General features: G+C 75.5%; 17 protein-coding genes, 1 pseudogene and 1 riboswitch. Of the genes and pseudogenes, 14 read left to right on the forward strand and 4 right to left on the reverse strand.

Features of this window, described 5'->3' with window-relative positions; translation table 11 throughout:
• Positions 1–9: 9 nt before the first annotated feature.
• Positions 10–1,020 (reverse strand): alcohol dehydrogenase catalytic domain-containing protein, encoded by a 1,011-nt coding sequence (locus FB380_RS14020; protein ID WP_166755570.1) that lies wholly within the window; start codon positions 1,018–1,020, stop codon positions 10–12.
• A riboswitch (TPP riboswitch) is annotated at positions 1,011–1,120 on the reverse strand. Its footprint overlaps the gene before it by 10 nt.
• A 4-nt stretch (positions 1,121–1,124) precedes the next feature.
• Complete coding sequence (locus tag FB380_RS14025; protein ID WP_166755571.1) at positions 1,125–1,349, reverse strand: hypothetical protein; 225 nt, start codon at positions 1,347–1,349, stop codon at positions 1,125–1,127.
• 164 nt (positions 1,350–1,513) lie between these two features.
• On the opposite strand from FB380_RS14025, the gene FB380_RS14030 reads away from it, so the two are divergent.
• The 3 genes from FB380_RS14030 to FB380_RS14040 all read left to right on the forward strand — a co-directional run bounded on the left by FB380_RS14030 (position 1,514) and on the right by FB380_RS14040 (position 4,734).
• Positions 1,514–2,299 carry an SDR family NAD(P)-dependent oxidoreductase gene (locus tag FB380_RS14030; protein ID WP_166755572.1) on the forward strand — a complete coding sequence of 262 codons (786 nt, stop codon included), beginning with the start codon at positions 1,514–1,516 and terminating at the stop codon, positions 2,297–2,299.
• Between the two features lie 124 nt (positions 2,300–2,423).
• Positions 2,424–3,641: an acetyl-CoA C-acetyltransferase gene (locus FB380_RS14035; protein WP_166755573.1), complete on the forward strand. Its 1,218-nt coding sequence runs from the start codon at positions 2,424–2,426 to the stop codon at positions 3,639–3,641.
• Between the two features lie 79 nt (positions 3,642–3,720).
• A complete protein-coding gene (locus tag FB380_RS14040) occupies positions 3,721–4,734 on the forward strand; it encodes an iron-siderophore ABC transporter substrate-binding protein (RefSeq protein ID WP_166755574.1) in 1,014 nt (337 codons plus the stop codon).
• Positions 4,735–4,777: 43 nt separating this feature from the next.
• On the opposite strand, the gene FB380_RS14045 is transcribed toward FB380_RS14040, so the two are convergent.
• The gene (locus FB380_RS14045; RefSeq protein ID WP_166755575.1) at positions 4,778–5,788 is read right to left on the reverse strand and encodes a LacI family DNA-binding transcriptional regulator; all 1,011 of its coding nucleotides are present in this window, start codon (positions 5,786–5,788) and stop codon (positions 4,778–4,780) included.
• Between the two features lie 377 nt (positions 5,789–6,165).
• On the opposite strand from FB380_RS14045, the gene FB380_RS14050 reads away from it, so the two are divergent.
• The 8 genes and pseudogenes from FB380_RS14050 (at position 6,166) to FB380_RS14085 (ending at position 15,061) form a co-directional block, all read left to right on the forward strand.
• Complete coding sequence (locus FB380_RS14050; protein WP_229681875.1) at positions 6,166–7,932, forward strand: PHA/PHB synthase family protein; 1,767 nt, start codon at positions 6,166–6,168, stop codon at positions 7,930–7,932.
• Positions 7,929–8,750: a poly(3-hydroxyalkanoate) depolymerase gene (phaZ, locus tag FB380_RS14055; protein ID WP_166755576.1), complete on the forward strand. Its 822-nt coding sequence runs from the start codon at positions 7,929–7,931 to the stop codon at positions 8,748–8,750. The genes FB380_RS14050 and phaZ overlap by 4 nt, the downstream gene beginning before the upstream one ends.
• Positions 8,751–9,041: 291 nt before the next feature.
• Positions 9,042–12,503 carry a TM0106 family RecB-like putative nuclease gene (locus tag FB380_RS14060; RefSeq protein WP_166755577.1) on the forward strand — a complete coding sequence of 1,154 codons (3,462 nt, stop codon included), beginning with the start codon at positions 9,042–9,044 and terminating at the stop codon, positions 12,501–12,503.
• A gap of 103 nt (positions 12,504–12,606) precedes the next feature.
• Positions 12,607–12,729 (forward strand): annotated as a pseudogene (locus FB380_RS14065) (hypothetical protein); the annotation flags it as partial.
• Between the two features lie 112 nt (positions 12,730–12,841).
• Positions 12,842–13,843 (forward strand): siderophore-interacting protein, encoded by a 1,002-nt coding sequence (locus tag FB380_RS14070; protein ID WP_166755579.1) that lies wholly within the window; start codon positions 12,842–12,844, stop codon positions 13,841–13,843.
• Positions 13,844–13,863: 20 nt separating this feature from the next.
• Positions 13,864–14,010, forward strand: coding sequence for a hypothetical protein (locus FB380_RS14075; protein ID WP_166755580.1), 147 nt, complete (start codon positions 13,864–13,866; stop codon positions 14,008–14,010).
• Positions 14,007–14,426 (forward strand): hypothetical protein, encoded by a 420-nt coding sequence (locus FB380_RS14080; RefSeq protein ID WP_166755581.1) that lies wholly within the window; start codon positions 14,007–14,009, stop codon positions 14,424–14,426. Before FB380_RS14075 ends, FB380_RS14080 begins: the two co-directional genes overlap by 4 nt.
• Positions 14,427–14,458: 32 nt before the next feature.
• Complete coding sequence (locus FB380_RS14085) at positions 14,459–15,061, forward strand: TIGR03086 family metal-binding protein (protein WP_166755582.1); 603 nt, start codon at positions 14,459–14,461, stop codon at positions 15,059–15,061.
• Positions 15,062–15,065: 4 nt separating this feature from the next.
• Here FB380_RS14085 and FB380_RS14090 read toward each other — a convergent pair whose 3' ends face one another.
• Complete coding sequence (locus tag FB380_RS14090; protein WP_166755583.1) at positions 15,066–16,025, reverse strand: hypothetical protein; 960 nt, start codon at positions 16,023–16,025, stop codon at positions 15,066–15,068.
• 217 nt (positions 16,026–16,242) lie between these two features.
• Between FB380_RS14090 and FB380_RS14095 the strand changes: the two genes are divergently transcribed.
• From FB380_RS14095 to FB380_RS14105, 3 genes are all read left to right on the forward strand, one after another.
• Complete coding sequence (locus FB380_RS14095) at positions 16,243–17,667, forward strand: MFS transporter (protein WP_166755584.1); 1,425 nt, start codon at positions 16,243–16,245, stop codon at positions 17,665–17,667.
• Positions 17,668–17,767: 100 nt separating this feature from the next.
• Positions 17,768–19,231 (forward strand): ethanolamine permease, encoded by a 1,464-nt coding sequence (gene eat, locus FB380_RS14100; protein ID WP_166755585.1) that lies wholly within the window; start codon positions 17,768–17,770, stop codon positions 19,229–19,231.
• A complete protein-coding gene (locus FB380_RS14105) occupies positions 19,228–20,640 on the forward strand; it encodes an ethanolamine ammonia-lyase subunit EutB (RefSeq protein WP_166755586.1) in 1,413 nt (470 codons plus the stop codon). The genes eat and FB380_RS14105 overlap by 4 nt, the downstream gene beginning before the upstream one ends.
• The last annotated feature ends 3 nt before the right edge of the window (positions 20,641–20,643 follow it).

Below are 20,643 nucleotides of genomic sequence, written 5' to 3' on the forward strand. Positions count from 1 at the left end.
CCCGGGGCGTCAGGGGGTGAGCACCAGCCGGCCCGCCACGTTCCCGGCGCGCAGCCGGTCCAGCGCCTCGTTCACCTCGGCCAGCGGCAGCGCGCCGGCCACCGGCGGGGCCAGCTGCCCGGCCGCGGCCAGGGAGACCGCCTGCTCCAGCTCGGCGAGGGTGTTGCCCACGCTGGCGACGACCCGCTGCTCGGCGACCACCAGCCCCAGCGGGCTCACCGTCAGCGCATCGGCGCTGTAGCCGACCAGGACCAGCCGGCCGCGGCGGCCGAGCACCGCGGTCGCCAGCTCCAGCGTCGCGGTGACCCCGGCGAGCTCCACGACGACGTCGGCGCCCTGCCCGCCGGTCAGCCGGGTCACGGTCCCGGCGAGCTCGGCCGGGGAGACCGCGGCCACCGCGCCGGCGGACCGGGCGGCCGACCGGCGGGCGCCGTCCCGGCTGACGGCCACGACGACGCCGCCGCGGCGGCGGGCCTCCTGCACCGCTGCCAGCCCCACCCCGCCGGCGCCGAGCACGACCACCACGTCGCCGGGCTCGACCCCGGCCTCGGTGAGCGCGTGCACCGCGGTGGTGCCGGCGCAGCACAGCGGCGCGGCCGCCTCGAACGGCAGCTCGGCGGGCAGCCGGACCAGGCAGTGCGCCGGGACGACCAGCTGCTCGGCGAAGGCGCCGTCCGCGGCGAAGGCGAGCACGCCGCGCGGGGCCAGGCACAGGTTCTGCCGGCCGCGCAGGCACCAGCGGCAGCTGCCGCAGAAGAGGTAGTAGTAGACGGCGACCCGGTCGCCCTCGGCCCAGCCGGTGACCTCCGACCCGACCGCGTCGACCGTGCCGGCGGCCTCGTGGCCCAGCGTCATCGGCGTCCGGGACGGGGCGTAGAGGCCGTCGGTGAAGTGCAGCTCGGTGCCGCAGACCCCGGCCGCGTGCACCCGCACCCGGACCTCGTCGGGGCCGGGCTCGGGCACCGGGACGTCGTCCAGGGCCAGGGGTCGGCCAGGTGCGTGGAAACGGGCAGCGAGCATCGAGCAGCTCCCTCCGCCGGCATGAACCGGATCAGGTGTGGACGGTCGGCGGTGGTCGTCCGCCTTCTCAGCCCGCGCCCGGGCTCCCGTGTGCGCCGCCGAAGCTACCGCAGCGGGCTGACCGGCTCGACGCGGCGCAGGAACGACCGGATCGCCAGGTGGTGCGCGAGCTGCTCGCGGTGCGCCTCGCACGCCGTCCAGGTCTTCTCCCGGTCGGGCGTGTGCACCTTGGGGTTGTTCCACACCAGGACGACGGTCGCCGGCGCGCGGCAGCCCTTCGCCGAGCAGATCACGGCGTCGTCCCCGGCCGGCCCGGCGTCCTCGCTCATGGGGCGAGTCTGAGCTGCGGCACAGGGAACTGTCAGCAGGGGGTGCCAGGGTCGGTGCTGGCCGCGCCCCCTGTCCCCGGGCGCGGCCACCAGGACGGCCGTCCGGGACAGGAACGCGGGCCGTGACGGGTGCAGCCGGGGCCGGGGCCGGGTAGGGCGAGGGCATGACTGACACCAAGCCCCTCGCCCTGGTCACCGGCGCCTCCAGCGGGATCGGCTTCGAGCTCGCCCGGCAGTTCGCCCGCAACGGCTTCGACCTGGTGATCGACGCCGAGGACCCGACCATCACCACCGCGGCCGCAAAGCTGCGCGGCGAGGGCGCCGAGGTGACCGCCGTCCAGGCCGACCTGCGCACCCCCGACGGCATCGAGCAGCTGTGGACCCGGGTGCAGGCCCTCGGTCGCCCGCTGGACGCGGCCGCGCTCAACGCCGGCGTCGGGCGGGGTGGTGCGTTCGTCGACACCGACTGGGCCGACGACCTGGAGGTCATGCAGCTCAACGTGGTCTCCACCGCGGCGCTGCTGAAGCTGGTGCTGGTCCAGATGACCGGGCGCAACCAGGGGCGGGTGCTGGTCACCTCCTCGGTCGCGGCGACCATGCCCGGGGCCTACCAGCCGGTCTACAACGCCTCCAAGTCCTTCGTCCAGTCGCTGACCGAGGCCGTGCAGCAGGAGCTCAAGGACTCCGCCGTCACGATCACCTCGCTGATGCCGGGGCCCACGGACACCGACTTCTTCGCCCGGGCCGACCTGCAGGACACCGCCATGGGCAAGGGCCCCAAGGACGACGCCGCAAAGGTCGCCGAGCAGGGCTTCGCCGGGCTGATGGACGGGAAGAAGGAGGTCCACGCCGGCTCGCTGATGACGAAGGCGCAGGAGATGGCGAGCAAGGTCCTGCCCGACTCGGTGAAGTCCTCCGCCCACGAGTCGATGGCCAAGCCGCGCGACTGACTCCCCTCGACGACGCCCCTCCCGGTCCCCCGGGAGGGGCGTCGTCGGCGTCGGGGGTCGCCGGCTTCCGCCCAGCGGCCGGTTCGCCTGCGCCCCGGTGGTGGTGAGCTGGCAGAGTCGGGGCATGGACGACGTCGTCATCTGCTCCCCGGTCCGCACCCCCGTCGGTCGATTCGGCGGGGTCTTCGCCGGTCTGTCCGCCAACGAGCTCGCCGCCACCGCGCTGCGCGGCCTGGTGGAACGGACCGGCCTGGGGGAGGGCGAGGTCGACGACGTCATCCTCGGCAACTGCAGCCCCAGCGGGGAGAACCCGGCGATCGGCCGGATCGCGGCACTGGACGCCGGGCTGGGCGTGCAGGTGCCCGGCCTGCAGATCGACCGGCGCTGCGGCTCTGGGCTGCAGGCGGTCATCTACGCCGCGATGCAGGTGGCGGCCGGCGCCGGCAACGTCGTCGTGGCCGGCGGCGTGGAGTCGATGAGCAACGTCGAGCACTACGCCCTGGGGCTGCGCACCGGCGCCAAGGGCGACGGCGTCATGCTGCACGACCGGCTGGCCCGGGCCCGGGAGACCGCCGGCGGGCTGCACCACCCGGTGCCCGGCGGCATGCTCGAGACCGCCGAGAACGTGCGCCGGGAGTACGGGGTCGACCGGCTGGAGCAGGACGCCTGGGCGCTGCGCTCCCAGCAGGCCGCCGGCGCCGCCATCCGCGAGGGCCGGTTCGCCGACGAGATCATCGGCGTGGAGGTGCCCGGGACGCGCAAGACGCCGGCCCGCACGGTCACCGAGGACGAGCACCCCCGTCCCGACACGACGATGGAGGACCTGGCCGGGCTGCGCCCGGTCATGGGCCGGGTCGACCCGGAGGCGACGGTCACGGCCGGCAACGCCTCCGGCCAGAACGACGGCGCCGCCGTCTGCGTGGTCACCACCCGGGCCGAGGCCGATCGCCGCGGCTGGCAGCCCTTCGTCCGGCTGACCGGCTGGGCCGTGGCGGGCGTGCCGCCGGAGACCATGGGCATCGGGCCGGTGCCGGCCACCGCCGCGGTGCTGGAGCGGACCGGGCTGACGCTGGCCGACATGGACCTCATCGAGCTCAACGAGGCGTTCGCCAGCCAGGTGCTGGCCTGCCTGGGGGAGTGGAACCTGGGTTCGGGAGACCGCGAGCGGGTCAACGTCAACGGCTCCGGCATCTCACTGGGGCACCCGGTGGGCGCGACCGGCGCCCGCATCCTGGCCACGCTCGCCCACGAGATGCGCCGCCGGGAGGCCCGCTACGGGCTGGAGACGATGTGCATCGGCGGTGGTCAGGGGCTCGCCGCGGTGTTCGAGCGGGTGGTCTGACCACACCGTCGGGTCTCGATCCGGCCACGAGACGCCGGGCGATTAGTTAGGTGAGGCTTGCCTCAGGTAGAACTCCACCATGGTGTTCTCCCGATCGCTCGCGCGACGTACGTCCCTCAGCTCCCTCCCCGTCCTGGCGGTCGCCGTCCTGGCCGGCTGCTCGTCGGAACCCGACGGGCAGCCGGCCGGGGCCGCCACCGGCTCGACCGCGGGATCCGCCTTCCCGGTCACCATCGAGCACGCCTACGGGACGACGACCATCCCCGAGGAGCCCGAGCGGGTGGTCTCCCTCGGCTACACCGAGCAGGACGCGATCCTCGCCTTCGACGTCGTCCCGGTCGCCGTCCGCTACGCCTTCGGGCCCGAGGACGACGTCTTCTTCCCCTGGGCCGACGAGGCGGCCGGGGACGCCGACCCGGAGATCCTGCCGCGCGCGGAGGTCGACCCGGAACAGATCGCGGCGCTCGACCCCGATCTGATCATGGCGGTCACCGCCGGCCTGACCGAGGACGAGTACCAGACCCTCAGCGCCATCGCGCCGACGGTCGTGCAGCCCGAGGAGCACATCGCCTTCGGCACGCCCTGGCAGGAGCAGACCCGGATCACCGGCGAGGCGCTCGGTCAGCCCGACCGCGCGGACGAGCTGGTCGCCGACGTCGAGGAGCAGATCGCGGCGGCCCGGGCCGAGCACCCGGAGCTGGAGGGGAAGACGGTCACCCTCTCCGGCCCGGCCTACGACGGCGAGTACCCCTTCCACACCTCCGACGACACCCGCACCCGGTTCTTCCTGGACCTCGGCATGGTCGTCGACCCGGCCCTGGACGCCGCGGCGCAGAGCGAGTTCTACGGCACCGTCAGCCGCGAGGAGGCCCGGATGCTGGACGCCGACGTGCTGGTGTTCCAGTCCGGCTCCGCGGCGGAGCGGGCCGGGATCGAGGCCGACCCGGTGCTGTCCGGGCTCCCCACCGTGACCGAGGGCCGGTCGGTCTTCATCGAGGACGAGGACTACGCGGCGCTGCAGTTCGCCAGCGCGCTGAGCCTGCCCTACCTGCTCGACGGCTTCGCGCCCGAGCTGGCCGCGGTGGTCGACTGAGCGCCACGCCGCCCCCGGGGCCGCCGCGGTCACCCCGCGGCGGTCAGGGTGGCGGCGCCGTCGTCCCGCGCTCGACGAGCACCGGCGCAACGACCTCGGCCCGCTGCAGCGGTTGATCGGGCCCCCCGGTCAGCTGGGCGAGCAGGAGCTCGGCCGCGCCGGTGGCGAGCAGCGCGGCGCGGTTGTCCACGGTGGTGACCGGCGGTGACCACCACGCGTAGAACGGCTCGTCCTCGGTGCAGATCACCGACAGCTGGTCGGGCACCCGCAGCTCGCCGTCGCCGATCACCGGCAGCGCGCCGAACGACGCCTCGTGGTTGGTCACCAGCAGCGCCGTCGGCGGCTCGGGCAGACCCACCAGTTCGCCGGCGGCCGACCTGCCGAAGTCCGGCGTGAAGGGTCCGCGCCACACCAGCTCGTCCAGGACCGGGAGGCCGGCCGCCGTCATCGCGGCCAGGAAGCCGGCGTGGTGCAGTCGGCCGGAGGTCACCTCCGGCGGGCCCTCGATCGCCGCGATCCGGGTGTGCCCCAGGTCGAGCAGGTGCTCGGTGGCCATCCGGGCCGCGGTCTCGTAGGCCGACATCACCGACGGTGCCGAGGACCCGGGCACCTCGCGGTTCATCGTCACGACCGCGTGCCCCGCCTGGACGAGGGCGTTGACCAGGTCGGTGTTCGCGCCCGAGCCGGCGATCACCACCCCGTCGAAGTGGTGCTGGCGGACGGTCTGCAGGAACGAGGCCTCGCGCGCCGGGTCGCCGCCGGTCGTGCACACCAGCAGCTGGTAGTCGTGCTGGGCGGCCCAGCACTGCAGGGTCTCGGCGATCGTGTGGAAGGTCGCCGTGCGCAGGGTGTTGACGACCAGGCCGATCAGGCCGGTGCGCCGGGTCCGCAGCGCGCTGGCCGTGCGGTTGGGCTCGTACTGCAGGTTCGCCGCGGCGGCCTCCACCCGGGCGCGGGTGCTGGGCAGCACGGCGGGGTGGCCGGACAGGGCGCGGCTCGCCGTGCTGGTGCTGACCCCGGCGGCCGCAGCCACGGAGCTCAACGTCGCAGGCATGGCGCGCTTTCTACCGAAGTGGAGCAAGCGCACAACCGGTGCCCCCGGGCGGAGCCGCCGGGTGTAGGTGTGCTGCTACGCGAGGACACATCCGGCGATGTGTCCTTCGATGTAGTCCCCGCCCGCGACCGCCAGTCGGTCCGGGGCCGCCCCCGGGGGCCGTATCCGGCGGTCGACCACGGCCGGCCGGCGGCCTGCGGTTCCCGGTCGTCCCGTTCCGGATTGCCCACCCGGCGTGAACGCGGTGTGATGGGCGTCACGCCGAGGGGCGCCCGCAGCGGGCGTCGTTCGACCGCCAGCGCGTCGAGACGAGGAGCCCCCGTGTGCCAGCTCCGTACCCCCAGTGCACCACTCCCGAGCCACCTCGGGCGCGCGGCGTGAGCGCCGCCCCGCGCCCGGACGGGCAGCGCGCCGCACGGTCCGTCCCGGCGGCGGCGTCGACCACCGGCGGCGACCCCGACGCCGGACCGGAGCGGATCGCCGAGTCGGCCACCGGGCTGGACATGATCCTGACCGACGCCGCGCTCGGCCCGTTGCGCCGGCTGGTGCCGCCGGTCAGCAGCAGCCTGCGCTTCACCGCGGCGCTGGCGCGCCGGCCGCGGACCGTGCTCGGCCACACCGGCCGGCTCGTCGGGGAGTGGGGACGGATCGGGCTCGGCCGCTCCGAGGTGACGCCGGGGGCCAAGGACAAGCGCTACAGCGACCCGGCGTGGTCGGGCAACCCGATGCTGAAGCGGGCCATGCAGGCGCACCTGGTGACGGCGCAGACGGCGACCCAGCTGGTGGACGCCGCCGCCCTGCCCTATGCCCACGACGAACGGATCCGGTTCTCCGTGACCAACATCGTCGAGGCCCTGGCACCCAGCAACAGCCCGGCGCTCAACCCCTCGGCGTGGAAGGCGGCGATCGACACGGGCGGGCGGAGCGCGGTGTCCGGCACCAGGCGGCTGGTCCGCGACCTGTCCTCGGCGCCCCGGGTGCCCTCGATGGTCGAGCCGGACGCGTTCGAGGTGGGCAAGGACCTCGCCCGCACCCCCGGCGTCGTCGTGCTGCGGACGCCGGTGTTCGAGCTGATCCAGTACCAGCCCACCACGCCGACGGTGCACGCCGTCCCGCTGGTCATGGTGCCGCCGACGATCAACAAGTTCTACATCGCCGATCTCGCCGAGGGCCGCAGCATCGTCGAGCACGTCGTCGGCGGTGGGCAGCAGGTCTTCATGATGTCCTGGCGCAACCCCGACGCCCGGCACGCCGAGTGGGGCCTGGACACCTACGGACAGGCGGTGCTGGACGCCATGGCCGCGGCCGAGCGGATCGCCGGCGCCGAGCAGACCGGCCTGATGTCCTTCTGCTCCGGCGGCATCATCACCGCCATGGTGCTCGGGCACCTGGCGGCGATCGGTCAGCAGGACCGGGTCGCGTCGGCCACCTTCGCGGTGACCGTGCTGGACCAGGCCCGGGGCGGGACGGTCGGGGCCTTCCTGGACGAGCGGTCGGCCCAGGCGGCCACCCGGGCGTCGGCGAAGAAGGGCTACCTGGACGGCGCGACGCTGGCGGAGGTCTTCGCCTGGCTGCGGCCCAACGACCTGATCTGGAACTACTGGGTGAACAACTACCTGCAGGGCAAGCCGCCGGCAGCCTTCGACATCCTCTACTGGAACGCCGACACCACCCGGATGACCGCCGCCCTGCACCGGGGGTTCCTGGAGCTGGCGGTGCGGAACTCGCTGACCGAGCCGGGGGCGGCGACCATGCTCGGGACGCCGGTGGACCTGTCGGCGGTCACCGTCGACAACTACGTGGTCGCCGGGATCGCCGACCACCTGTGCCCCTGGCAGTCCTGCTACGCGACCACCCAGCTGCTGGGCGGGGACAGTCGCTTCGTGCTCTCCACCAGTGGGCACATCGCCTCGCTGGTGAACCCGCCGACCAACCCGAAGTCGACCTGGCGGACGGCGCCGTCCGACGTCCCGGACGCCGACGAGTGGCTCGCCTCCGCGCACACCGAGAAGGGCTCGTGGTGGACCGACTACAGCCGCTGGGTGGCGGAGCGGTCCGGTGCGGAGGTCCCGGCCCCCACGGAGCTCGGCGGCGGCGGGCCCGTCCTGGGCGCCGCGCCCGGCACCTACGTGTTCGACAAGTGAGGCCGGCGAGCGGCGACGGCCCGCAGCTGCGCACGATCACCGTCGGGGGCCGGACGCTGCGCGTCTCGGTCCGGCCCGGCGACGGCACCCTGACCCCGCTGCTGCTGATGAACGGCATCGGCGCGAGCCTGGAGGTCCTGCAGCCCTTCGTCGACGCGGTCGACCCGCGGCGTGAGGTGATCCGCTTCGACGTCCCCGGGGTGGGTGGCTCCCCGAAGCCGGTGCTGCCCTACACGATGATGACCTTCGCGCCGGTGGTCGCCGGGCTGCTCAGCAGGCTGGGCCACCGGGAGGCCGTCGACGTCCTCGGCTTCTCCTGGGGTGGTGGTCTGGCGCAGCAGTTCGCCGTGCAGCACCGGCGGCGCTGCCGGCGGCTGGTGCTCGCCGCCACCGGGACGGGGTCGTTCATGGTGCCGGCTCATCCGCGGGTGCTGTCCAAGATGCTCACCCCGCGGCGGCACCGCGACCCCGACTACGCCCGGACGATCGCCGGGGAGATCTACGGCGGCACGATGCGGGCGCACCCCGAGCGCGCTGCCCGGGCGCTGCACGCGCAGTCGCGGCTCGGCCCGCGGCGCGGCTACTACTACCAGCTGGCGGCCGGCGCCGGCTGGACGAGCCTGCCGCTGCTCCGGCTGATCCAGCAGCCGACGCTCGTGCTGGCCGGGGACGACGACCCGATCATCCCCGAGGTGAACCCCCGCCTGATGGCGCGGATGATCCCCGACGGCCAGCTGCACCTCTACCGCGGCGGACACCTGGCCCTGGTCACCGAGGCGCCGGAGCTCGCGCCGGTCGTGGACCGCTTCCTCAGCTGACCCGACCCTCCCCGATCCGGCGAGCACTGTGCGGTCCATGCCCAGTCCAGGGCGACTCCGGGCCGCTGCCGCACAGTGCCCGCTCGACGGTCCGCAGGCGACGGGCGCGGGCGGCGGGCTCGGGCGGGCACTGTGCGGTCCGTGCCCGGTCCAAGGCGGGAGTGGGCCTTCAGCGCACAGTGCCCGTCCGCGGCCCGCGCGCCCCGGACGGGCGCGGTCCACGCCGATCTGTCGTACCCCCGCCGTACGGTCTCGGCAGCTCCTCCGCCGGGGGAGGGAACGGGGGCAGGGGTGTACGAGTCCGACGGCGCGCTGGTGGTCAGCGCCAGTGACCTGACCGGCTTCATCGAGTGCGAGCACCTCACCCGGCTCTCGGTCGAGGTCGCCCGCGGTGCCCGTAGCCGCCCGCCGGCGGTCGACCCGATGACCGAGCTGGTCGCCGCCCACGGCATGGCCCACGAGGAGCGGCACGTACAGCGACTGCGCGACCGGGGCCTGTCGGTCGTCGAGGTCACCGCACCGTCGGGCAAGGACGCCGCCGGGTTGCACCGCGCCCAGGCCGAGACGCTCGCCGCGATGCGCGCCGGGGCCGACGTCGTCTACCAGGCCACCTTCTTCGACGGCACCTGGCGCGGGCACGCCGACTTCCTGCTCAAGCGCACCGACCGGGTCAGCGACCTGGGGCCCTGGGCCTACGACGTCGCCGACACCAAGCTGGCCCGCCGGATCAAGGTGCCGGCCCTGCTGCAGATGGCGCTGTACGGCGACCTGCTGGCCGCCCTGCAGGGGGTGCCGCCCGAGCTGCTCACCGTGGTCACCGGCGACCAGCAGGAACTGGTCTTCCGGTACTCCGACGCGGAGGCCTACACCCGGGCGGCCCGCACCCGGTTCCTCGCCCGGCTGGCCGACGGCGAGCTGGCGCCGCCCTACCCGAACGCGCACTGCGGGGTCTGTCCCTGGCGGGAGACCTGCACGGCGCGCTGGCGCGAGGAGGACTCGCTGTCCCTCGTGGCGTTCATGCGCCGCGACCACGCGACCGCGCTGGTCGAGGCCGGGGTCCCGACCGTCACCGCACTGGCCACCCGGTCGCCCGACGCGCTGCCCGACGCCATCGGCCGCAGCTCCCGGGAGCGGCTCACCCAGCAGGCCCGGCTCCAGGTGGCCGAGCGGGAGTCCGGGCTGCCGGGCTACGAGTTCCTGCCGCGCGAGCCGGGGCGGGGCTTCGAGCTCCTGCCGCCCCCCAGCGCCGGCGACCTGTTCTTCGACATCGAGGGCGACCCCTTCGCCGGCGACGCCGGGCTGGAGTACCTCTGGGGTGTCCTGGACACCGCGGGGGAGTTCACCGCCTTCTGGGGCTGCGACCCGGCCGCCGACGACCAGTCCGCCGCGGAACGGCAGGCGTTCGAGGCGCTGGTCGACCACCTGACCGCGGCCCACGCCGCCGACCCGGCGATGCACGTCTTCCACTACGCGCCCTACGAGCCGACCCGGCTCAAGACGCTCTCCGCCCGGCTGCAGACCCGGGAGGCCGAGGTCGACCGGCTGCTGCGCGCCGACGTGCTCGTCGACCTCTACGCCGTGGTGCGCCAGGGCCTGCGGCTGAGCAAGGAGTCGTACTCGATCAAGCAGGTGGAGGACTACTACCGCGGGCACACCCGCGCGCACGGTGCCGACGTGTCGGACGCGGGGGAGAGCATCGTCGCCTTCGAGCGCTGGCTCGCCACCCGCGACCAGGCGCTGCTCGACCAGATCGAGGCCTACAACCGCGACGACTGCGTCTCCACCCGGGAGCTGCGCGACTGGCTGGAGGCCCGGCGCACCGAGCTGCTCGCCTCGGGTGCGCGGCTGGGCCGGCCGGAGGACGGCGACCCCGACGGCTCGGGAGAGAACGCCGCGGCGCAGCAGCTGCGCGAGGAGCTGGAGGTCCGGCTGACCGCGGGGCTCCCCGACACCGACCGGACGCCGGAGCAGGAGGCCACCTGGCTGCTGGCCCAGCAGCTGGGGTGGCACGCCCGGGAGGCGCGCTCCGCCTGGTGGGAGTACTTCCGGCTGCGCGACCTGCCGGCCGACGACCTCGAGCGGGAGACCCCCGCGCTGGGTCCGCTGGAGGCTCCCGAGCTGATCGGCGCGGTCCAGCGGTCGCAGCACTGGCGGTACCGCTTCCCGCCGCAGGAGACCAAGGTGTCGGCCGGGAGCCGGTACGAGCACCTGCTGCCCACCGCGGAGGGCAGGCGGCTCACCAGCACCGTCGTCGACATCGACCCGACCGCCGGCTGGGTGGTGCTGGCGCGCAGCGCGACCGCCGCGCTCGAGCACCCGACCGGGCTGCTGCCCACCTCGCCACCGAGCGACAAGGTCTTCCGGGCCGCGCTCACCGACCTCGGTGAGCAGGTGGCGGTCAGCGGCATCGACGCCCCCGGCCCGGCCCGGTCGGCCCGGGACCTGCTGCTGCGCCGGCCGCCGCGGCTGCTCGCCGGTGCGCCGCAGCGCGAGCCGGGGGAGGGTTCGGCGGCCGCCGCGCGCCGGCTGGCCGGGCTGCTCGACGGCGGGGTGCTCGCGGTGCAGGGGCCGCCGGGGGCGGGGAAGACGTACACCGGGGCCCGGGCGGTCGTCGATCTGGTCCGCGCGGGCAAGCGGGTGGGGGTGACCGCCTCCAGCCACAAGGTGATCGGCAACCTGCTCGACGCGGTGATGGCGGCCGCCCGGGAGGCCGGGGTGCCGGTGCGGGCGCTGCAGAAGGCCGACGAGCTGCAGCGGTGCGGCGACGTCGACGTGCAGTGCGTCGGCTCCAACGGGCAGGTCGTCGACGCCCTCGACGGCGGCGACGTCGACCTGGTGGCCGGCACCTCGTGGCTGTTCGCCCGCCCCGAGCTGGCCGGCCGGCTGGACGTGCTGGTGGTCGACGAGGCCGGGCAGCTGTCCCTGGCCAACACCCTGGCGGTCAGCCGGGCCGCGGCCAACCTGGTGCTGCTCGGTGACCCCCAGCAGCTGCGCCAGCCGGGGCGGGGCATCCACCCCGACGGCGCGGACGTCTCCGCGCTGCAGCACGTGCTGGGCGAGCAGGAGGTGCTCCCCGCCGACCGCGGGGTGTTCCTGGACCGCAGCTGGCGGATGGCGCCGGCGCTGTGCCGGGTGGTCTCCGCGCTGTCCTACGGCGGGGAGCTGCAGCCGGCGGAGGTCACGGCCGGCAACGAGCTCGACACCCCGGCCCGGTGGGCGGCGCCGGCCGGGATCGGCTGGCTGCCGGTGGTGCACGAGGGCAACGGCTCGGCGTCCCCGGAGGAGGCGGCGGTCGTGGCCGAGCTCGTCGCGGGGCTGATGGGCCGGAGCTGGCGGACCGGCGGGGTGGAACGGGTGATGGGGCCGGCCGACGTCCTGGTCGTCACCCCGTACAACGCGCAGGTCAACCAGGTGCGCAGCGCACTGGCCGCGGTCGGGTTGGGCGGGGTGGAGGTCGGCACGGTCGACAAGTTCCAGGGCCGGGAGGCGGCGGTCGCGGTCTTCTCGCTGGCCGCCTCCAGCGGTGCCCACGTGCCGCGGCGGCTGGACTTCCTGCTCGACCGGCACCGGCTCAACGTGGCGCTGTCCCGGGCCAAGACCGTCGCCTACCTCGTCGGCAGCCCGGCGCTGCTCACCTCGCCGGTGCAGACCCCGGAGCAGCTGCGGCTGGTCAACGGGCTGTGCCGCCTGGTCGAGATCGCCACCGCGGCGGGCCGGGCCGCCCCGCCGGCCATGGTGACCGCGTCGGCATGAGCCGGGCGGGTGCCGTGGTCGACCTCCGGCAGGCCCCGGACGCCTCCTCGGCTCCGGTCCGCGCCCGGTTCCGCCGCCAGGGGAGGCGGGGACCCGGGACCGGCGCACCGACGCGGTGCTGACCGAGCTGGGATGGCGGGTGTTGCGCTTCTGGGAGCACGAGGACCCGGACTCCGTCGTCGACGCCATCTGTACCGCGCTGGGGCGGGCCTCGCCCGCCCCGTGAGCCGCTGGGCGCAGCTGATCCGGGTCGAGGCGTTCCCCGAGCGGCCCGGTTAGGCTAGCCTCACCATCGTCCGGCTGCGCACGAGCCGGTCACGACGAGCGCGGGAGCAGCGATGACCACGGCGGTGACCGGACGTGCCGGAACGGCGGTTCTCGAGAACCGCACCGAGCCGCAACCGGCGGTCCCGCAGCCGGTACCGGCACCGAGCTACCGCTTCTTCTGCGCCACCGTGGGGCGGGTCCAGCGGCTGAGCCCCAGCTTCCTGCGGCTCACCCTCACCGGCCCGGAGCTCACCGGCTTCGGCGCGGCCGGTGACGACCAGCGGATCAAGCTGGTGCTCTCCCGGGACGGCGCCCCGGTGACCGACCTGCTCACCGACGGCCCGACCTGGTACCAGGACTACTGCGCGCTGCCCGATGCGCGCCGCCCCTACCTGCGCACCTACACCGTGCGCGCCGCCCGCCCGCAGCTGGGCGAGCTGGACGTCGACGTGGTGCTGCATGGGGTCGAGGACGGCCACCCCGGGCCGGCCGCCAGCTGGGCCGCCGCCGCCGTCCCGGGCGATCCGATCGTCGTGCTGGGCCCCGACCGCCCCCGCCCGGGCCGGTCGGCGTCCGGCCGGCCGTGGGGGGTCGAGTGGGCCCCGCCGGCCGAGGGCCCCCTGTTCCTCGCCGGGGACGAGACCGCCGTCCCGGCGATCAGCGCGATCGTGGAGGCCCTGCCCGCCGGCCGGCGCGCCATCGCCGTCCTCGAGGTGCCCCAGGCCCAGGACGTGCTGTCGCTGACCGTGCCGCCGGGGGTCGAGGTCCGCTGGCTCGTGCGCGGCGACCGGGCACCCGGCGAGGCGCTCGGCGCGGCGGTGCACGCCGCGCTCTGCGAACTCGGCGTGGCCGCCCGCACCGCCGGGCAGGAGCTCGAGGACGTCGACCTGGAGGGCGGCGTCCTCTGGGAGGTGCCCGACGAGGGCGGCGCCGACGGCTGTTACGCCTGGCTGGCCGGGGAGGCCGGCATGGTCAAGAAGCTGCGCCGCCGCCTGGTCCGCGACCTCGGCGTCCCCCGCACGTCGGTGGCCTTCATGGGCTACTGGCGGCTCGGGGCAGCCGAGGGCAGCTGACCCTCGCTACGGTCGACACCGTGCTCCGTCTCCTGCTCCTGCTGCTCCTCGTCTGGGTCGCGGTGACCGTGGTCGGCGTGATCGTGGAGGGCCTGTTCTGGCTGGCCGTCGTCGGCCTGGTCTTCTTCGTGGCCACAGCCGTGCTCGGCGCCTCGCGGCGCCGGTGACGACGCTGCTGGTCGACGTCGCCAACGCCGTGGGGTCCCGGCCCGACGGCTGGTGGCGCGACCGGGCCGGTGCCACCTCCAGACTGCTGCAGCAGCTCGCCGCGCTGCCCGGCCGGCAGCTGGCCGGGCCCGACGGTGAGCCGGTACCGGTGACCGCCCTGGTCGCGGTGGTCGAGGGACAGGCCCGGGACGTCGCGGCCCCCGCCGGCCTGCGGCTGGTCCGGGCGCCCGGCAGCGGCGACGATGCGCTGGCCGAGACCGCCACCGACCTCGCCGACGGGGACGACGACCTGCTGGTGGTCACCGCCGACCGGGGGTTGCGCGACCGGCTGCCGGCTCTCACCCGGGTCGCCGGGCCGGGCTGGCTGCTGGCGGCGGCCGACCGCGCCGCCGAGGAGACCGGGCCGGCGACCTGAGCCCCGCCGGCGGGACGGTGCAGGGTGGACCCATGACCCCGCCCCTCAGCCCGCCCGCGGCGGTACGTGTCGCCGCCTCCCTGGCCACCACCGCGCTGGTCGCCGTCCGGCCCGAGCAGCTCACCGCACCGACACCGTGCGGCGACTTCGACGTCCGGGCTCTCCTGGACCACCTGGGCTGGGCCGCGTTGCTGTCCCAGCGTTCGGCGACCGGACTGCCGTTGGAGCGCGACCGGAGCAGCCTGCGGCCGGCGCCGTTCCTGGACGGGCTGCCGGCCGAGGAGTGGGCCGGCGCCCTCCCCGTCGAGCTGGACACCGCGGCCGACGCCTGGGCCGACCCGGCCGCCTGGGAGGGCGAGACCGTCTTCGGCACCGCACCGATGCCCGCCGGCGTCGTCGGCCCGCTGATGCTCGCGGAGTTCGTCCTGCACGGCTGGGACCTGGCCCGCGCGGTCGGCGCGCCCTATGACGTGCCGGCCGGGCTCGGGAAGGCGGTGCTGGCGGCGATCGAGCCGCTGGCCGAGCTGGGCCGGGACAGCGGCTGGTACGGGCCCGCGGTGGCGGTGCCGACCGAGGCCGCGGCCTTCGACCGGGCGCTCGGGCTCGCCGGCCGGGACCCCGGCTGGCGAGCCTGACCGCTCAGTCGAGGATCTTCACCACGCGCAGCCGGGTGGAGCGCCGGCGCCCCGGCAGGGAGGCGGCGAGGGCGAGGGCGACGGCCACGCCGTCCTCGATCACCGCGGCCTGCCAGTCCGGCATCCGGTCCGCCGCCCACCGCCGCCAGCCGAGGCCGCCGAAGGACCCGGCCGCGGCACCGACCGCACCGGCGAGCACCGGCAGGGCGGCGTTCTGCCCCTGGCGCCGGGCGAGCAGCCCGGCGCCGCCGGCCCCGCTGGCCAGCCGCGAGGGGAGGACACCGGGGCTGGTCCGCGCCGGGATGCCGGGCTGCTTGTCCGCGTAGACCTCGCCCCCCACGGAGACCAGCGAGGCCAGCTTCTTCACGGCGCCGGTGTCGGCCGCGGTGAGCGTCGGCGCCGCGAGCCCGAGCGAACTGCGGCCGCCGGCCGCGGTGCCGAGCAGCAGCGACCTGGCGATCAGCCCGGCCGATGCGCGCTGCCGGACGAGGACCCGCTCCTCCCGCGTCGGCAGCGCGGAGACGACCGCCTGCACGGCGGCACCGTAGGCCAGGTGCGGCACCGCGTCGGCCGCCCAGTCCTGGGTCGTCCAGGTGCGCGGGTCGGTCACGCCCAGCGCCGCCGTCGGCCCGTCGGTGGCCGCCATCGAGGCCGCGCCGACGACGACCGCGCCGACCGGCCCGGGCATCCGGATCCCACCGGCCCGGGCCAGGCTGGCCAGCAGGCCGACGCCCAGGCCGTTGCCGATGCCCAGCAGCGCACCGAGGCCGGTGGTGCGGGCCTGCCGCTCCGCGCCCTTCCCCGGCACCTCCAGCCCGGCGGCGTCTGCGAGTGCGGCGGCGGTCTGCGCCGGCACGGTGCTGGCCGGCCGACCGCGGCGCAGCATGTCGGCGTAGGTGAGGGCGTTGAGGGCGGTGGTGCCGGCGGCGCCGGCGAGCAGCCCCCGAGCGAAGGTCCCGGTCATGTCCCGACCCTCGGCCCCCGGCGCCGGTCCGGCAACCGCAGGGGCGGGCGGGACGTGCGTTGCGACACCGTGCGCGCTCTCACGCCGTCCGCACACCGGATCGACACGCATTGTGCACATCCGAGTGGCACCGTGGAGACAGCGCCCGAGGTCGTGTGCTCCCCGACCCCCGCCAGCCGTTCCGCGGTGCTGCGCGTCCACTCCCCGAAGGTCTCCCATGGTCATCTCTGCGCCCTCCGGTCCCCGCGCCCGGGCCCTGCTCGCCTCCGCGCGGGCCCGCACCGTGCCGTCGTCCACCCCGCCCTCCCTGCGCCGGCTGCGGGTCGCCGTCGCCGTCCTCTTCGGCCTCGACGGCTTCGTCTTCGGCAGCTGGGCGGCCCGGGTGCCCGACGTCAGCGCCGCCACCGGCGCCGGCCACACCGCACTCGGCGTCGCGCTGCTGTGCCTGTCGCTCGGTGCGCTCGCCTGCATGCAGGCCACCGCCGCGCTGTGCACGCGGTTCGGCACCGGGCGGGTGGCGGCGCTGGCCGGCGTCGCCGCCAGCGTGAGCGCCGTCCTGCCCGGGGTGGTCGGCACCCTCCCGGCGCTGTGCGCCGGGCTGTTCCTCTTCGGCGCCGTCACCGGCGCGGTGAACGTCGCGGCCAACAGCGTCGGGGTGCAGGTCGAGGCGCGCGCCGGGCGGCCGTTGCTCTCCGGGCTGCACGCCGCCTTCAGCGCGGGCGGCCTCGTCGGCGCTCTCGTCGGTGGGCTGGCCTCGGCGGTGACGGGGGTCGCCCCGCACCTGGCCGGCGTGGCGATCGTCGGGCTGCTCGCGATGGCCTGGGCCGGGCCGGTGCTCGTCCGCGGCGACCGCCCGCAGCCGGTGGCCGACCTGCCGGAGCCGGCCGCCGAGGCCCCCCGCGGACCCCGTCCCACCGGCGTCCTGGTGCTGCTGGGCGCCGTGGCCGGGGCGACCGCCTACGGCGAGGGCGCGCTCAGCGACTGGGGTGCGCTGCACCTGCGCGAGCAGCTGTCCGCCGCCCCCGCCCTGGCGGCGGCCGGGTACGCCGGCTTCTCCTCGGCGATGGCCGCCGGCCGGCTGGCCGGTGGGCGGCTGGTGCTCGCCGTCGGGGAGCGGCGGCTGCTGGTCGGTGGCTCGCTGCTGGCCGCGGCCGGCGCGGTCGCCGCGGTGACGACGACGTCGCTGCCGATCGCCCTGGCCGGGTTCGTGCTGGTCGGGCTCGGGCTGGCCAACGTCTTCCCGCTGGCGATCGCCCGGGCCGGGGCGCTCGGCGGCCCCTCGGGCGTCGCGCTGTCCACCACCGTCGGCTACACCGGCCTGCTCGGGGGCCCGCCGGTGATCGGGTTCCTCGCCGAGCACGCCGGGCTGCCCGCCGCGCTGGGCACCGTGGCGCTGATGGCGGTGCTGGCCGCGGTGCTCGTGCTCGGCATCGAGGGCGAGCAGGTGCGGCGGCCTCCGCTGCCCCGGCGCGGCTGGACCCAGCCGGTGGTCTTCGGCCGGCGCCCGGTGGCGGTCGTGCTGCGCCCGGTCGGGGTGGCGCTGCGCCCCGCGGCGGTCCGCGCGCACGTCGGCGCCTGCAGCTACGTGCGCGACCTGCAGCTGCTCGAGGGCAGCTGGACGCAGGTGGACCAGCGCGTGTGAACAACGTGTTCCGGGACGTCGCACCCCGTTGACCGGTGGGTGGCGGGGGACCACGCTGGCCCCCGCCTGACCGCAGGGGCCCCGGACCGGAGGACCGCAGATGACCGTCGAACCCGCACCCGCCCGAGCACCACACGGCCCGGGGCGGGGGGTCGAGGCGGAGGCGGTCGACGCCGGCTACCTGGAGAAGCGGCAGCTCCGTGGCGGCACCGCCGGCTGGGTGCTCCTCGCCGGGCTCGGCGTGGCCGCGGTCATCTCCGGGGACTACGCCGGCTGGAACTTCGGGCTGGAGCAGGGCGGGTTCGGCGGGCTGCTCATCGCCGTCGTCCTGATGGCGGTCATGTACTCGGCCATGGTCTTCGGCCTGGCCGAGCTGGGCTCGGCGCTCCCCACCGCTGGCGGCGGCTACACCTTCGCCCGTCGGGCGCTGGGGCCGTGGGGCGGCTACGCGACCGGCGTCGCGGTGCTCATCGAGTACGCGATCGCCCCGGCGGCGATCGCCACCTTCATCGGTGCCTACGTGGAGTCGCTGGGGCTGTTCGGCATCACCGACGGCTGGTGGGTGTACCTCGTCGCCTACGGCCTGTTCATCGGCATCCACCTGCTGGGCGTCGGTGAGGCGCTGAAGGTGATGCTGGGGATCGCCGCCGTCGCCGTCGCCGGCCTGGTGCTCTACCTGGTCGGCGCGATCCCTGCCTTCGACGCGGCCAACCTGACCGACATCGCGCCCACCGACGCCGCCGGCGCCTCGGAGTTCCTGCCGTTCGGGTTGATGGGCATCTGGGCGGCCTTCCCGTTCGCCATCTGGTTCTTCCTGGCCGTCGAGTGCGTGCCGCTGGCCTCGGAGGAGGCCAAGGACCCGGCCCGCTCGCTGCCCCGCGGGATCGTCGCGGCGATGGGCCTGCTGCTGGTCCTGGCCGTGCTGATGCTGGTGTTCACCGCCGGCGCCGGGGGCGCGCAGACGATGTCGGTCAGCGGCAACCCACCGGTGGAGGCGCTCGAGGTCGCCGGGGCCTCCAGCGCGCTCACCACGGTGATCAACTACGCCGGGCTGGTCGGCCTGGTCGCCAGCTTCTTCTCGATCATCTACGCCTACTCCCGGCAGACCTTCGCGCTCTCCCGCGCCGGCTACCTGCCGCGGGTCCTGTCGGTGACCAACTCCCGCAAGGCCCCGACGCTGGCCCTGCTGGTGCCCGGCGCCATCGGCTTCGTGCTCTCGCTGACCGGGCAGGGCGCGATGCTGCTGAACATGGCGGTCTTCGGCGCCACGGTCTCCTACGTGCTGATGATGGTCAGCCACATCGTGCTGCGCCGGCGGGAGCCGGACCTGCCGCGGCCCTACCGCACCCCCGGCGGCACGGCGACCACCGGCGTGGCCCTGGTGCTGGCGGCCGCCGCGGTGCTGGCCACGTTCCTCGTCGACCCGGTCGCCGCCGCCTGGACGCTCGCCGCCTACGCCGTCTTCCTCGGCTACTTCGCCCTCTACAGCCGGCACCACCTGGTCGCCTCCGCACCCGAGGAGGAGTTCGCGCTGCTGGCCGCTGCTGAGAGGGACCTCGAGTGACCGTCCGCCGGACGACGCTGGGCGGCCGCACCCACGAGTTCCGCTCGCTGACCGACGTGCTGGCCAAGGCGACGCCGGCCCGCTCCGGTGACGTGCTCGCCGGGGTCGCCGCGGAGTCGCAGGCCCAGCGGGTGGCGGCGCAGCACGTGCTCGCCGACGTCCCGCTGGCCACCTTCCTCACCGAGCCGGTGGTCGGCTACGACGAGGACGACGTGACCCGGCTGATCCTGGACACCCACGACCCGGCCGCCTTCGCCCCGGTCGCCGGGCTGACCGTGGGGGAGTTCCGCGACTGGCTGCTGGCGCGCGCCGCCGAGCGGGACGAGGCGGCGATCTCCGGGCTGGCCCGCGGGCTCACGCCGGAGATGGTGGCGGCGGTGTCCAAGGTGATGCGCAACGCCGACCTGGTCGCCGTCGCCCGCCGGACCCGGGTGGTCACCGGCCTGCGCAGCACGCTCGGGCTGCCCGGCCGGCTGGCGTCCCGGCTGCAGCCCAACCACCCCACCGACGACGCCGTCGGGGTGACCGCCTCGATCCTGGACGGGCTGCTGCACGGCTGCGGGGACGCCGTCATAGGGATCAACCCGGCCACCGACTCCCCGGCGCAGACGATCGCGCTGCTGGAGCTGGTCGACGCGGTGATCAGCCGGTACGAGATCCCCACCCAGTCCTGCGTGCTCGCCCACGTGACCACCACGCTGCGGGCGCTGGAGGCGGGGGCGCCGGTCGACCTGGTCTTCCAGTCCGTCGCGGGCACGCAGGCGGGCAACCGTGGCTTCGGCGTCACCCTCGACCTGCTCGCCGAGGCCCGGGCCGGGGCGCTGGAGCTGGGGCGGGGCACCGTCGGGAGCAACGTCACCTACTTCGAGACCGGGCAGGGGTCGGCGCTGTCGGCCGACGCGCACCACGGCGTCGACGGCCCGGTCGACCAGCAGACCCTGGAGTGCCGCGCCTACGGGGTGGCCCGGCACTTCGAGCCGCTGCTGGTGAACACCGTGGTCGGCTTCATCGGCCCGGAGTACCTCTACGACGGCAAGCAGGTGATCCGGGCCGGGCTGGAGGACCACTTCTGCGGCAAGCTCCTCGGCCTGCCGATGGGCGTGGACGTCTGCTACACGAACCACACCGACGTCGACGGCGACGACACCGACACCCTCACCCTGCTGCTGGGCGCCGCGGGCTGTGCGTTCGTCATCGCCGTCCCGGGCTCGGACGACGTGATGCTGCACTACCAGTCGCTGTCGTTCACCGACGTGCTCACCGCCCGGTCAGTGCTGGACCTGCGGCCGGCGCCGGAGTTCGAGGCGTGGCTGGCGATGATGGACCTGCTCGACGACGCCGGCCACGTGCGCGAGCTGACCCCCGAGGCCCCCACTGCCCGGGCCCTCCTCGCCGCCGCCCGCCCATGACCA

Source organism: Modestobacter marinus (genome assembly GCF_011758655.1).
In the GTDB taxonomy this organism is placed as follows: Bacteria; Actinomycetota; Actinomycetes; order Mycobacteriales; family Geodermatophilaceae; genus Modestobacter; species Modestobacter marinus.